This window comes from Flavobacterium sp. UGB4466, assembly GCF_903469665.1.
Lineage (GTDB): Bacteria > Bacteroidota > Bacteroidia > Flavobacteriales > Flavobacteriaceae > Flavobacterium > Flavobacterium lipolyticum.
In genome coordinates this window covers 1-13,590 of the sequence record NZ_CAGKLC010000107.1, presented here as the reverse complement: position 1 = coordinate 13,590, position 13,590 = coordinate 1, and the positions used below count along the sequence as shown (strand labels likewise).

13 protein-coding genes are annotated in these 13,590 nt (G+C 37.8%); all 13 read left to right on the top strand.

All coding sequences use genetic code 11. The features are described 5' to 3' along the window. Window positions 1-27: 27 nt before the first annotated feature. The 13 genes from JO950_RS18715 to JO950_RS18655 all read left to right on the top strand — a co-directional run bounded on the left by JO950_RS18715 (window position 28) and on the right by JO950_RS18655 (window position 13,490). Complete coding sequence (locus JO950_RS18715; RefSeq protein ID WP_202704001.1) at window positions 28-1,248, top strand: efflux RND transporter periplasmic adaptor subunit; 1,221 nt, start codon at window positions 28-30, stop codon at window positions 1,246-1,248. A gap of 11 nt (window positions 1,249-1,259) precedes the next feature. Further along, window positions 1,260-4,427 (top strand): efflux RND transporter permease subunit, encoded by a 3,168-nt coding sequence (locus JO950_RS18710; RefSeq protein WP_202704000.1) that lies wholly within the window; start codon window positions 1,260-1,262, stop codon window positions 4,425-4,427. 130 nt (window positions 4,428-4,557) lie between these two features. Next, on the top strand, window positions 4,558-5,976 hold the full coding sequence (locus JO950_RS18705; protein ID WP_202703999.1) for a TolC family protein: 1,419 nt from the start codon (window positions 4,558-4,560) through the stop codon (window positions 5,974-5,976). A 449-nt stretch (window positions 5,977-6,425) separates the two neighbouring features. Further along, the gene (locus JO950_RS18700; protein WP_202703998.1) at window positions 6,426-6,878 is read left to right on the top strand and encodes a hypothetical protein; all 453 of its coding nucleotides are present in this window, start codon (window positions 6,426-6,428) and stop codon (window positions 6,876-6,878) included. Window positions 6,879-7,074: 196 nt separating this feature from the next. Further along, window positions 7,075-7,680 (top strand): Crp/Fnr family transcriptional regulator, encoded by a 606-nt coding sequence (locus JO950_RS18695; RefSeq protein ID WP_202703997.1) that lies wholly within the window; start codon window positions 7,075-7,077, stop codon window positions 7,678-7,680. A gap of 72 nt (window positions 7,681-7,752) precedes the next feature. After that, window positions 7,753-8,499: a GNAT family N-acetyltransferase gene (locus JO950_RS18690; protein ID WP_202703996.1), complete on the top strand. Its 747-nt coding sequence runs from the start codon at window positions 7,753-7,755 to the stop codon at window positions 8,497-8,499. A gap of 284 nt (window positions 8,500-8,783) precedes the next feature. After that, complete coding sequence (locus JO950_RS18685; RefSeq protein WP_202703995.1) at window positions 8,784-9,164, top strand: DoxX family protein; 381 nt, start codon at window positions 8,784-8,786, stop codon at window positions 9,162-9,164. 311 nt (window positions 9,165-9,475) lie between these two features. Further along, entirely contained in the window at window positions 9,476-9,853 is a 378-nt protein-coding gene (locus tag JO950_RS18680) for a VOC family protein (protein WP_202703994.1), read from the top strand. Between the two features lie 13 nt (window positions 9,854-9,866). Then, a complete protein-coding gene (locus JO950_RS18675; RefSeq protein WP_202703993.1) occupies window positions 9,867-10,373 on the top strand; it encodes a DinB family protein in 507 nt (168 codons plus the stop codon). 3 nt (window positions 10,374-10,376) lie between these two features. Continuing rightward, window positions 10,377-10,850: a DUF1440 domain-containing protein gene (locus JO950_RS18670; RefSeq protein ID WP_202703992.1), complete on the top strand. Its 474-nt coding sequence runs from the start codon at window positions 10,377-10,379 to the stop codon at window positions 10,848-10,850. Window positions 10,851-11,099: 249 nt separating this feature from the next. Further along, the gene (locus JO950_RS18665; protein ID WP_202703991.1) at window positions 11,100-11,858 is read left to right on the top strand and encodes an ABC transporter permease; all 759 of its coding nucleotides are present in this window, start codon (window positions 11,100-11,102) and stop codon (window positions 11,856-11,858) included. 2 nt (window positions 11,859-11,860) lie between these two features. Then, window positions 11,861-12,640, top strand: coding sequence for an ABC transporter ATP-binding protein (locus JO950_RS18660; RefSeq protein WP_202703990.1), 780 nt, complete (start codon window positions 11,861-11,863; stop codon window positions 12,638-12,640). A gap of 22 nt (window positions 12,641-12,662) precedes the next feature. Further along, window positions 12,663-13,490, top strand: a complete 828-nt coding sequence (locus tag JO950_RS18655; protein ID WP_202703989.1) for an MlaD family protein — start codon at window positions 12,663-12,665, stop codon at window positions 13,488-13,490. The last annotated feature ends 100 nt before the right edge of the window (window positions 13,491-13,590 follow it).

The following is a 13,590-nucleotide window of genomic DNA, read 5'->3' as shown; positions in this document are numbered from 1 at the left end:
ACGTTAGATAATTTAATATAATTAAATATGAATTCCCGGAATGCCAGAATACCACATCAATTAATCCAAAAGAATGTTCAACAATTTAAAACCAATAATAAAATGAAAAATGTTATCATAACCAGTTTTATTCTGGCACTCGTACTAAGCAGTTGTGCAGATAAATCGCAAGCCCCGGCAGCTCCCGCTGCACCATTATTACCTGTTGCCGCTATTACAAGCGAAAACACTACTACAGACGCCGAATATCCTGCCTCTATACAAGGTACTGTTGATGTTGAAATTCGCCCTCAGGTAAGCGGAAATCTGGAAAGAGTTTTTGTAGACGAAGGTGCTTATGTCAATAAAGGTCAGACTTTATTCAAAATAAACGAACGTCCCTTCCGTGAACAATTAAACAATGCGCTGGCTAATTTGCACGCTGCTGAAGCGGCTTTAATCAACGCACAATTGGAAGTAGATAAATTGACTCCATTAGTTCAAAACAAAGTAGTTTCGGATTATCAGTTAAAAACGGCCAAGGCTTCTCAAAAAATTGCTGCTGCCAATATCGAACAGGCTAAAGCAATGGTAGGATCGGCCAGAATTAATCTTGGATATACTAATGTTACAGCTCCTGTAAGCGGCTACATTGGAAGATTACCTAAAAAACAAGGAAGTTTAGTTTCGGCAACGGATGTTGAACCTTTAACCAACTTATCTGATGTGCATGAAGTTTTTGCTTATTTCTCTTTGGGAGAAACCGATTTTATCAACTTTAAAGCACAATATGCCGGCAGCAGCCTGGGTGATAAAATCAAAAAGTTGCCTCCTGTAACTTTGATTTTAGCCGATAATAATGCGTATCCTCAAACCGGAAAAATCGATATGGTAGACGGTCAGTTTGATAAAACCACGGGAGCTATTACGTTAAGAGCTACTTTTCCCAATGCTGGAGGGTCTTTACGCTCAGGAAACACCGGAAAAATTCGATTAGGACTTCACCATGACGATGCTCTTTTGGTACCACAATCGGCTACTGTTGAAATGCAGGACAAAGTTTTTGTTTTCACCGTTAACAAAGAAAATAAAGTCAACAAAATGCCGATCACGGTTATTGGTAAAAGCGGTACAAACTATTTAATTAAAGATGGTATCAAATCAGGTGATCAGATTGTATTAAGCGGTATCGATAAACTTCAGGAAGGTCAGGTCATTCAGCCTGAAAAACCGGCTACAAAAGTTGCCCAAGTAATCACTAAAAAATAATTTACACGCAAATGTTCAAAATATTTATACAAAGACCTGTACTGGCAACCGTAATCTCCATTTTATTGGTGATCCTGGGGGTACTTGGACTTACGAAATTGCCTTTACAACAGTTTCCTGATATTGCACCGCCATCGGTTTTGGTAACGGCGGTTTATCCGGGAGCTAATGCCGAAACGGTTTTACGTTCGGTAGCGCCCTCTTTAGAAGAATCTATAAATGGGGTTGAGAACATGACTTACATGAGCTCTACGGCCAGTAACGACGGATCGTTAGCCATTACTGTTTTCTTTAAATTAGGTACCGATGCCGATCAGGCAGCCGTAAATGTACAAAACAGGGTGGCACAGGCGACCAGTCAATTGCCTGCCGAAGTGGTACAGCAAGGGGTGATCACTGCGAAACAACAAAACAGTTTCATTATGGCCATCGGTATGTACACCGAGGATGAATCGAAATACGATCAGACGTTTGTGGCCAATTATGCCCAAATCAATATTATTCCTGAAATTAAACGTATTCCGGGAGTAGGATCGGCCAGTATTTTTGGAGGTGTAAAAGATTACTCGATGCGTGTTTGGCTGAATCCGACACAAATGTCAACTTACAAAGTGACGCCAAACGAAATCATGAGTGCTATTCAGGACAAAAGTTTGGAAGCTGCTCCGGGTAAATTTGGGGAAAGAAGTACAGAAGTTTTCGAATACGTAATCAAATACAAAGGAAAACTAACCAAACCGGAAGAATATGAAAATATTGCTATTCGCTCTAATGCAGATGGTTCGGTACTTCGCTTAAAAGACGTTGCAAGAGTGGAACTTGGCGCTTATTCGTACAACAGTTTAACGCGTTTGAATGGTAAAAAAGGAGTTGTAATCGGTATTATTCAATTGGCGGGTTCTAACTCCAATGACATTCAGATCGCGATTAACAAACTGATGGAAAAAGCATCTAAAGATTTTCCAAAAGGGATCAAACAAAATATTTTCTATAGTACCAAAGTATCGCTGGATCAATCGATAGAACAGGTAGAACATACTTTAATCGAAGCATTTATATTAGTATTTATTGTTGTATTTATATTCCTGCAAGATTTTAGATCAACATTAATCCCGGCTATTGCTGTACCTGTAGCAATTTTAGGAACGTTCTTCTTCATGCAGTTATTCGGATTTTCGATCAATCTTCTAACACTTTTCGCTTTAATTCTGGCGATTGGTATTGTGGTAGATGACGCGATTGTAGTCGTCGAAGCCGTGCATGCCAAAATGGAGCACAAACATTTGTCTCCAAAAGTAGCCACACATGAAGCAATGCACGAAATAACGGGTGCTATTATCTCGATTACGCTGGTAATGGCTGCTGTATTCCTGCCGGTTGGTTTTATGGAAGGCTCTACGGGAGTTTTCTATCGTCAGTTTGCCTTTACGATGGCGATTGCAATTGTAATTTCGGCTGTGAATGCCTTGACTTTAAGCCCGGCGCTTGCTGCCTTATTCTTAAAAGATAATCACGGTGCACAAGGAAACGAAAATGAAGCTTTCGCTAAAAAAGGATTTAAAGAAAAGTTCTTTACCGCATTCAACAGCAGCTTCGAATCTTTGACGAATCGTTATGTAGGTGGTATTAAATTTTTAATTCGCCGCAAATGGTTAAGCTTAGGTGGTCTGGCCTTAATTACAGCAGCAACCATTCTGTTGGTAAAAACGACTCCTACAGGATTTATTCCAACGGAAGATCAGGGATTTATTGCGATTGCGGTAAATACTCCTTCAGGAACTTCTCTTGACGGAACACAAAAAGTAATGACACAGGCAGAGAATTTACTAAGAAACGACGAATCATCACGATTTGTAACAGCGATTTCAGGATTCAATTTATTAACGAATTCTACAAGTCCATCGTCAGCAGTTATTTTTGTTTTGCTTAAACCGGATGAAGAGCGCGGAAAAATCAAAGGAATCGACGAAATAATGGCCGATGTGCAAGGAAAATTAGGGACCATTACAGGCGGAAGTTTCTTCGTGTTTAGTTTCCCAACTGTTCCCGGATTTAGTAACGTTGAAGCTTTGGATTTGGTGCTACAGGATAAAACCGGAGGTAAACTGGATAAGTTTAGCGGTGTCTCTCAAAGCTTTATCGGAGAATTAATGAAACGTCCGGAGATTGCAATGGCCTTTACGAGTTTCAAAGCCGATTATCCGCAGTTGCAACTGGATATTAATGACGAAAAAGCCAATCAGCTGGGGGTAAATGTAAAAGACATTTTACAAACGATGCAGACTTATTTTGGTAGCGCACAAGCTTCTGACTTTAACCGATTTGGTAAATATTACAGAGTAGTTGTTCAGGCAGATATTGCCGACAGAGCTGACCCATCTTCTATTGACCGTGTTTTTGTAAAAAACAAAACCGGAGAAATGGTTCCAATAAATACTTTGGTGAAACTAAGCCGTATTTATGGTTCTGAAACAGCTTCCAGGTATAATTTGTTTAATTCGATTTCGATAAATGCCATTCCGAAACCTGGATTTAGTTCGGGGGATGCCATTAAAGCCATAGAAGAAGTTGCTGCACAACATTTACCTGCAGGTTATAGTTTTGAATTTTCGGGACAAACCCGTGAAGAGATTTCTTCAGGAGGACAATCCGCAACGATATTCTTACTGTGTTTGATATTCATCTATTTCTTACTTGCTGCACAGTACGAAAGTTACATTTTGCCTTTGGCGGTAATCTTTTCTATTCCTGCAGGTATTTTTGGAGTATTTGTGGCTATTGGTTTCACCGGAATTCAAAACAACATTTATGTACAGGTTGCTTTGGTAATGTTAATCGGACTGCTCGCTAAAAATGCCATTCTGATTGTGGAGTTTGCCGTTCAGAAAAGAAAATCCGGTCAGGCATTGGTGATGGCCTCAATAGATGCTGCAAAACTGCGTTTGCGACCAATTATCATGACGTCACTCGCTTTTGTTGTGGGATTAATTCCAATGATGAGTGCCAAAGGACCATCAGCACAAGGTAACCATTCGATTAGTATTGGTGCCGCAGGAGGTATGATTTCAGGGGTAATTCTAGGATTGTTTATCATCCCGGTATTATTCGTCATCTTCCAATATTTACAAGAAAAGGTTTCCGGAAAACCGGTAGCCGTAATTCATAACGAAGAAAAATAAAAATGGAAAACTATATCACAACCGTACTCGTAGCCATTATCATTGGCATCGGATACATCTCCTATAAAATTTCAAGAGATCTTGAAAGCAGAAAAGATACTTGTACAGAAATTTAATGACAACACCTAAAATGAAAAATCATATAACCAAAATCGTAATGATCGCCATTTTGATCACAACGTTAATATCCTGTAAGGTTTCGAAGGATATTGAAACTCCAAAAGATGCATTTCCTGAAAATTTCAGGAATGCATCGGTTTCAAAAGACACGGCCAGTATTGGAGATACGGAGTGGAAAAACTTCTTTACCGAAAAAGATGTTATTCAATTAATAGACAGCGCGGTTGCCCGAAACAACGACCTGCAAATTGCGACTAAAAATATCGAGATTGCACATTACCGATTCACACAGTCCAAATGGGGAAATGTCCCTGAAGTCAATTTATCGGTAGCGGCAAGCACCAGCAATCCGTCAGACAATAGTTTTACCGGAAAGAATTTAGGTCAGGCATTGGGTCAGAATCATATTAATGACTTCACAGCCGGAGCGACACTTTCATGGGAAGCCGATATTTGGGGAAAAATAAAGAACCAGAAAAAAGAAGCTTTTGCGGGTTATCTGCAGTCAGAAGAAGTTAAAAAAGCTTTACAGACTACCATTGTTGCTAATGTTTCTAAGGGATATTACAATCTTTTAATGCTGGACGCACAGTTGGATATTGCCCGACAAAATCTAAAATTAAATGATAGTACCACCTCTATTATCAAATTAAAATACGATGCCGGTCAGGTCACTTCATTGGCGATTCAACAATCGGAAGCACAAAAATTAAACGCCGCGCAACTGATTCCGCTATTGGAACAAAACATTGCGATTCAGGAAAATGCTTTGAGTGTTCTGACAGGATCTTTTCCGGATTCCAAACAAAGAAGTATTCGTTTGAGTGCTTTAGAAGTTAAAAACAATACCGCCATTGGGATTCCGTCTTCGTTAGTAAGCCGCAGACCGGATGTAAAAAGCGCCGAACTAGCTCTTAAAGCCGCGAATGCCAGCGTAGGAATTACAAAAGCCAATTTGTATCCGGTACTTAGAATTACAGCTCAGGGTGGTGTAAACTCCTTCGAAGCCAGCAATTGGTTCAATATTCCGGCCTCTTTGTTCGGAACTCTTGCAGGAGGATTGACACAGCCTTTGCTGAATAATAAAAAAGTAAAAACACAATACCATATCGCCGTTGCCGAAAGGGAAAAAGCGGTTCTGAATTTTAGACAATCCGTTTTAGTAGCAGTTAGTGAAGTATCAGATGCTTTGGTAAAAGTAGAGAAATTGCAGCAACAGGAATCCTTTTTGCAACAACGTGTAAAAACGCTGCAGCAAGCGATAAAAAATGCCAATTTGTTGTTCAAAAATGGTATGGCGGAATATCTTGAAGTGCTTACCGCGCAATCTAATTTATTACAAAGTGAGCTAGAACTGGCTAACATAAAAAGAGAGCAGCTATCTGCCAATACCGAGTTGTATCGTGCTTTAGGTGGTGGCTGGAAATAATACCCGTTAATTATTTATTTTTTTGAGAGGAGAACGCTGTGAGACTTATAGTTTCATGGCGTTTTTTTATGGCACGCGGATGCGGCGGATCCGCCTTGCGGAAGCGCGGACTAACACTGATTTTTTTATTCTCATTTTTGTCATTTCAACCGAAGGGAAACTCGAGCGATACTGAATAGGCGAAGCAAATCACATGTGGGATTCGACAAAGATTGACGACATTCTGTACGGAGTTACTTGTGTGATCCTTCCTTCGCCAGGATGACAAGGTTGCGCATAAAAAATGACGAGAATAAAAAAATCAGTGTTAGTCCGCGTCATCCGCGTACCCAATAATCCGCAATATTTCTTACTTTTGAAATTGTCAAGCCCTCAAAAAACGGCTCCAAAGAATGAATATCGTATCGAATATTAATAAAACAAACCTCTTAATCAATACATTAAATCCCATGAAAAGAATCGCATGCCTTGCAATTTTAGCATTACTATTTACAAACTGTAAAGAAAACAATTCAGAGAAAGAAGCAAAAGCGGTAAAAGAACCGGTAAAAACAAGCCCTGCTGTAAAAAAAGAAACACAAGAGAAAAAAGAAGATTGTAAGGATGTTGAAGTAGAAATGGGGTCCGGAAGAGAATGTATCTTGAAAGGTACGGATCTTGCTCAGGTCTATCAAAATATTATCCAAAATAAAGAGGTTGAAGAATCTGCTTATTTTTTAAGTTCCATCCCAAACGAAAGCAAATCTGTACCGGTAAATAAAAATGGATTGATCTCAATTGACTACGAAATCATCAAAGATAAAGTCCTTATTAGTATGAATTATGAAGGCGGTGTAACCGAAGTAACGCTTGAAAAAATAAAAGATACCATTAAAAAAAGTATTTATCATTACGCCGATTAAACTCTAAAATGTGAAGAACTTTTTCCATTAAACCGCTAAATAACTTTTACGTTTTTAGCGGTTTTTTTCTCGTTCTGCAAAATGAGAGAGAAAAATCAGCGTCAATCCGTGTCTTCGCGATAGCGAATCCGCGTCATCTGCGTACCTTATAATCCACAATATTTCCTTATTTTTGATAGGAAAAACTTCAATCAAAATGTCAATCAATCAAAATAAGTACCTCAACGATTTAAAGATAAACTTCGAAGGCTACGCTCCTATTTCAGAATCTTCCTGGGAATTAATTGCAGCTATTGCTGAAATTCAATCCATTAAAAAAGGAGACATTTTACTTCAAAACGGACAAATTGCAAAGGAAATATATTTTATAATCAAAGGCGCTTTACGGGCTTATATCACCGATGCGGCGGGTACCCTCTATAACAAAAATATTTTTCTTGAAGGTGATTTTGCCGGTTCAAAGGCTTCTTTACTGCAGCAAACTGCTTCTCACTTCACCATAGAAGCCCTCGAAGATTCTATCCTGATTCAGCTTAACTACAAAAAATACCGAGCGCTGATTGAACAGAATAACGATCTCAAAAATTATTACATTGCCTATTTGGAAAAAAACTGGGTAATCGAAAAGGAACAACGCGAAATTGCTTTAGTCATGCAAAATGCTACCGAGAGATACCTAAATCTTCTATCCAAACATCCGGATATTGCAGACCGCATTCCGTTGCTTCACATCGCCTCCCATTTAGGGATTACCCCTACTCAGCTAAGCCGTATCCGAAAAAATCTCGAAAAAGATTTGTAAATCAACATATGTAAAGGTTTCCTATAAAAGCCGCAAGTATCTTTGTCTTATATTCTTATAATCACTATTCAAATGAAAAATATAAACTTAATCGAAGACAACTTAAATAATCTTACCGGAATGTGGAAAACGGTTAGTTCCTCTTTCCTATCCTACCATGCAACTCCTCTTTTTGAATATAGCAAAGTCGAAAATTCAGGCTGGCCTAATAAATTGTGGTTTCAAAAAGACATTTCTAAAAATGACATCGGTGAAATTACTAAAACCATGCAGGCCAATTCAGAATTAGCCTTCGCTTATTGGGATATCTACGGAACAAAATCGTATGAAATACTAGATGCCTATGGTTTCTCATTAAAAAGTGAACAGGTTGCGATGGCTTTAAAATTAGATCAGAAATTTGCACTTCAAAACAATCTGAGTTTTAACAGAGTTTCCACTGAACAGGACGCTAAAATATGGGCAGATCTGTATCCTCATGCTTTTGGTTATGTGATTAGCAAAGAAATCCTGATTCATAATCATCACGATGTTCAGTTTTACCTGGTTTCTTTAAACAATCAACCTATCGGAACATTTATGTTGTTTCACACCGAAAATGTGGTTGGAATTCATGGTTTGGGAGTAATTCCCGAAATGCGCCGAAAAGGTTTTGCTGAGGAAATCATGAAATATGCGTTAAATCTCTCCATCGATTTAAATGGGGATTACGTGCAGTTACAAGCTTCTGCCATGGGAAAAGACATCTACACGAGATTAGGTTTCGAAGACTTATTTGTCATTAAAAACTATGTTTTGGGAGCAAATTCCAAATCTTAAATTCCAAACTCCAGGTTTCAGGTTTCAAGTTTCAAGAGTAAAGAAGAAAGAGTCAAGAGTCAAGTTTCAAGTTTCAAAATCTATTCTCTTTATTCTTTATTCTATATTCTTGACTCTTGCCTCTTGGCTCTAAAATCTAAACTCATAAATCTAAAATCTAAAATCAGAAATCCTCCCTCTCTGTCCCAAATGCCCCTAAAATAGTCGTAAATGTGTAGTCTGTTCAAAAGATAAGAATTGTAAGTTTGTAATGAATTAATTAACAACCATTTAAAAACTATCCCATGAAAAAAGCAAAAATTATCTTTTGGATCACTACTACTATTATCTTTTTATTCGAAGGTGTAATGCCGGCCTTAACTTCACAAACCGAATTAGCAAAAGAAGGAATCAGACATTTGGGCTATCCTGAGTATTTCGGAAATGCCTTAGTTGTCTTTAAAATTCTTGGTGTTTTAGTCCTGGTGATTCCTTCCATTCCAAAAAACATAAAAGAATGGGCTTACGCTGGTTTTGGCTTCGACTTTATTTTTGCTTCCATCAGTCACGCTGCAGTAGACGGCATCAATTTCCAGGCCTTCTTTCCTTTAATCTTTTTAGTAATTCTGGCGATTTCTTACGTTTATTATCATAAAATAGAGCGTTATAAAAACATCGCTTTATAACCTCCTGAAATGATGATAGAAGTTTATAAAACAAATGTTCAGGAAATCGGGCAATCTCTACTGATTGTGGAGAAACTTCTTGAACATTTTCCAAACAGTCATATTAATTTTGATTTAGAAGACTGTGATAGAATTTTACGCGTTCATGCATCGTCAATTTCAAATCAAAGAATAATAGAACTTCTTGATTCCTATGGCTTTCATTGTGAAGTTCTTTTGTGAGTCCAAAAAAACGACAAAAAGCTGATTGATAAAGTTTTATTGATAAAATTTGTAAATTTGAAACACTATCAACCTTCAAATCTAACCAAATGAATTTACCATCCGGACATCAGACCATAATGCCTTATTTGATTTTAAATGGCGCATCGCAATTTATAACATTTACTCAAAAAGTCTTTGATGCAACAACTTCTTCCGATCATGTACTACGCGAAGACGGAACAGTTATGCATGCAGAAATTATCATAACCGGAAGTACTATCATGGTTACAGACGTAGTTGAAGACTGGTCAAGACAAACCGCTAATCTATTTGTGTATGTACCCAACGTGGACGAAACCTATAAAAAAGCATTAGAAAATGGTGCTACGAGCATAATGGGAGTCAGCAATAAAGAGTACGGCAGAACTTGTGGTGTTACTGACCCGTTTGGAAATGTCTGGTGGATCACTTCTATAATAGAGTAAAAAACAAAAAATTATGAAAACAGAATTAAAACAAGATATCGAGACGACTTTCGGACAATTTTCCGATACTGTTTCTCTTTTTACGCAAAGCGAAGTCAATCAAGTACCGTTTGAAGGTAGCTGGACTGGCGGACAGGTTGCCCGTCATATTATAAAATCGACCTCAGGACTGCGTCAGGTTTGCGAGGCTAATACCCAAAAACTAGCAGCAAACTATGATGAAAAAATTCCAGCGCTTCAAGGGATATTTCTCGATTTCAGTACCAAATACGACTCCCCTGATTTTATATATCCGGAAGACCGCGAGTATGATAAAACGGAGCTGATTTCAAGTCTTCAAAGAATTGAAAAAGAAATGCAGCATATTGCCGAAAATTATGATTTAACACTCACCTGTATGGATTTTGAAATACCGGGTATTGGAAATTTAACGATCTACGAATTATTATTTTTTTGTAACGTGCATGCCAAAAGACATTTAAATCAATTGAAGAACATTTATAATGTTGTAAAAAACTAACCTATGAAATCCAAAACCAAAACCATTTTAACTGCCTGGCTTGTTGCCGGAACATTAGACGTGACGGCAGCCATTACAGTTTATGCTTTTATACTCCAAAAAACCACTGCAATAAAACTGTTGCAATCCATTGCAAGCGGTGTTTTTAAAAAGGAAGCCTACAGTGGAGGCTCAATAATGGCCCTCTTCGGTCTTGGATTCCATTACTTAATTGCGCTAAGCTTTGCCTGGTTTTATTTTACTATTTATCCTTATCTGCCTTTTCTCAAAAAAAGTGCAATTGTTTCCGGATTCCTTTATGGAATTTTTGTGTGGATCATTATGAATTTAATTGTGCTGCCTATTACCTTTCCTGTGCTTCCCGAAAAACACTTAGATTTCCCGTTATTCCTTTCCATGTTGATCCTGATGTTCTGCATCGGTCTTCCCATAGCACTTATAACACGAAAATATTATAGCTTTCAGACGCAGTCTTAACAATAAACCTGAAACTCAAAACGTCAAAAATCCCTTTTCAAACAAAGGGATTTTTTTGTTTCACCCCCTAACGTAACTTTTCTGCTTTTATTTTCCTCATACAATGCTAATTATATAAACTTCAAAAAAAGTTATGTAAGATTTCTTCTGTAGTTATCAAGTAACTTTAATCTTTGATCATAAAGGCTACAACTGTCTTTTAAGATTTATGTTGTTTCATTTTCGATTTAATACTAAAAACCTATTATTTTGATTCTCTCTCTAAAAAATACTTTCACCGAAATAGGAAATGCAACTTTGTTTGCGAAGCAGTTTTTTAAGGAAGTTTTCGTTCCTCCTTATGAGGCCAAAGAGTTTATAAAACAATGTTATGTAATTGGATATAAATCATTGCCTTTAGTAGCCATAACCGGTTTTATTATGGGATTGGTACTCACCCTTCAATCTCGTCCTACACTGGTCAATTTTGGAGCGGAATCCTGGTTGCCCGGAATGGTCGCCCTTTCCTTAATAAGAGAAATTGCTCCCGTAATTACTGCTTTAATTTGTGCCGGAAAAATCTCCTCAGGAATTGGTGCCGAATTGGGATCGATGAAAGTAACCGAACAAATTGACGCGATGGAAGTTTCGGCAATTAATCCTTACAACTATTTGGTCGTAACCAGAATTTTAGCCTGTACCTTAATGGTTCCCATTTTGGTCATTTTTGCAGATGCTGTGGGCATTATTGGTGGTTTCGTTGGAATTAATATCCACGGTGATGTTAATTTCTATCGCTATCTGACTCAAATTTTACAATCACTGAAATATCTGGATCTGATTCCTGCAACCATTAAGACGTTCTTCTTCGGATTCTTTATCGGAATGATTGGATGTTTTAAAGGATTTAATGCCTCTAATGGGACTGAAAGTGTGGGGAAAGCAGCAAATTCAGCAGTTGTAACGGCTTCGCTTACCATTTTTATACTCGATATGATTGCCGTTCAAATAACCGATTTATTCTTTTAAAGATGATTACTGAAAAAGAAAATACAGCACTTAAAACTAAAGCAGAAAGCAAAACTCCAATCATTGAGATCAGGGATTTGCACAAGACTTTTGGTACAAACAATACTGTTCTGCAAGGTGTAAATCTAACGGTGAATAAAGGAGAAGATTTAGTGATTCTTGGGCGTTCCGGTTCGGGAAAATCGGTCACCATAAAATGTATTGTGGGGTTAATAACTCCCGATCAGGGCGAAATAAAAGTCTTTAACGAAAATGTATTAAACCTGAAGAAACCTGAGCTAAATCAGATTAGGGTTCGAATTGGATTTTTATTTCAAAGCGGTGCACTGTATGACTCCATGTCGGTACGCGAAAATCTGGCTTTCACTTTACAAAAACACAAACAGAACTTAACGCCGGAAGAAGTTGAAACTGAAGTCATGGAAGCTTTAGATAATGTTGGTTTGGCGGATGCTATAGATAAAATGCCGTCTGAACTATCAGGCGGAATGCAAAAAAGAATTGGTCTGGCCAGAACATTAATCTTAAAACCGGAAATTATCTTATACGACGAACCCACAACGGGATTAGACACTATAACCTCACGTGAGATCAGCGAATTAATTCTCGATATCAAACACAAACGTAAAACAACTTCCATCATTATTACTCACGATATGGCTTGTGCAAAACTCACAGCCGACCGAATTATGGTTTTAAAAGACGGAGTAATACATGCCGAAGGGACTTATGAAGAACTGGAAAAAGACGAAGACGAATGGGTACGCTCATTTTTTGAATAACGCAAAATAAATAGTAGAAATCATGGATAAACAATCTGGATATACCTGGAAATTAGGAATGTTTGTAGCAATTGGATTGTTACTTTTTATAATGGCCATTTATTTTATAGGCAAACAAAAAAACCTCTTTGGCTCCACCTTTCACATCAGCTCCCGATTTAAAACGGTGAGCGGTTTGGAAGTAGGCAACAATGTACGTTTTTCGGGAATTAACATTGGTACGGTCGAAGAAATCAGACTGATTAATGATTCGTCAGTAGTGGTTTTAATGGTGATTAAAGACGATGTTAGAAAATTTATCAAAACAGACGCTCGCGCCAGCATTGGTTCTGACGGATTGATGGGCGACAAGGTTCTCACTATTTCTCCCGGTATAAAATCACAAAAAATAATCGAAAACAACGGTGCCATTGCTTCGATTGACGGAATAGAAATGCAGGACATCATGAAAAGTGTCAAAAAAAGTGTCGATAATGTAGGCATTATTTCTGACGAACTTGCCACTTTTAGTCATAGTATGAATAACGGAAACGGAGCTTTGGCCAGACTGGTTCGCGACGATAAAATGGCCAATAGCGTTTCGAATACCCTTTCAAATCTGGAAAGCGGTACCAAAGGTTTTAGCGATAATATGGAAGCTGCCAAAAATAACTTTCTGTTGAGAGGTTATTTCAGAAAAAAAGAGAAGGAAAAGGAAAAACAGAAAGAGGAAGCTAAAGAGAAAAAAGAAGAGCAACAGGAAAAAATCAATAAAGAAAAAGAGGAAAAAGCCAAAGAAGAGAAACAAAAACAGGAGAAACAAAAAGAAGAAGACGCTAAAAAAGCACCTTCCGGAAAGGAAAAATCATAGATAAAACTCCAATGAAAACGAAAAACTAAACCACTCTGCACTGAAAGTGCAGAGGTTTGTTTTACGAGGGACTGAAAGTCCCTCTTCTTATTTCATTCAA

Coding starts and splice junctions, on each gene's coding strand:
- JO950_RS18715 (WP_202704001.1), top strand. CDS start 28: ATGAATTCCCGGAATGCCAGAATACCACATCAATTAATCCAAAAGAAT.
- JO950_RS18710 (WP_202704000.1), top strand. CDS start 1,260: ATGTTCAAAATATTTATACAAAGACCTGTACTGGCAACCGTAATCTCC.
- JO950_RS18705 (WP_202703999.1), top strand. CDS start 4,558: ATGAAAAATCATATAACCAAAATCGTAATGATCGCCATTTTGATCACA.
- JO950_RS18700 (WP_202703998.1), top strand. CDS start 6,426: ATGAAAAGAATCGCATGCCTTGCAATTTTAGCATTACTATTTACAAAC.
- JO950_RS18695 (WP_202703997.1), top strand. CDS start 7,075: ATGTCAATCAATCAAAATAAGTACCTCAACGATTTAAAGATAAACTTC.
- JO950_RS18690 (WP_202703996.1), top strand. CDS start 7,753: ATGAAAAATATAAACTTAATCGAAGACAACTTAAATAATCTTACCGGA.
- JO950_RS18685 (WP_202703995.1), top strand. CDS start 8,784: ATGAAAAAAGCAAAAATTATCTTTTGGATCACTACTACTATTATCTTT.
- JO950_RS18680 (WP_202703994.1), top strand. CDS start 9,476: ATGAATTTACCATCCGGACATCAGACCATAATGCCTTATTTGATTTTA.
- JO950_RS18675 (WP_202703993.1), top strand. CDS start 9,867: ATGAAAACAGAATTAAAACAAGATATCGAGACGACTTTCGGACAATTT.
- JO950_RS18670 (WP_202703992.1), top strand. CDS start 10,377: ATGAAATCCAAAACCAAAACCATTTTAACTGCCTGGCTTGTTGCCGGA.
- JO950_RS18660 (WP_202703990.1), top strand. CDS start 11,861: ATGATTACTGAAAAAGAAAATACAGCACTTAAAACTAAAGCAGAAAGC.
- JO950_RS18655 (WP_202703989.1), top strand. CDS start 12,663: ATGGATAAACAATCTGGATATACCTGGAAATTAGGAATGTTTGTAGCA.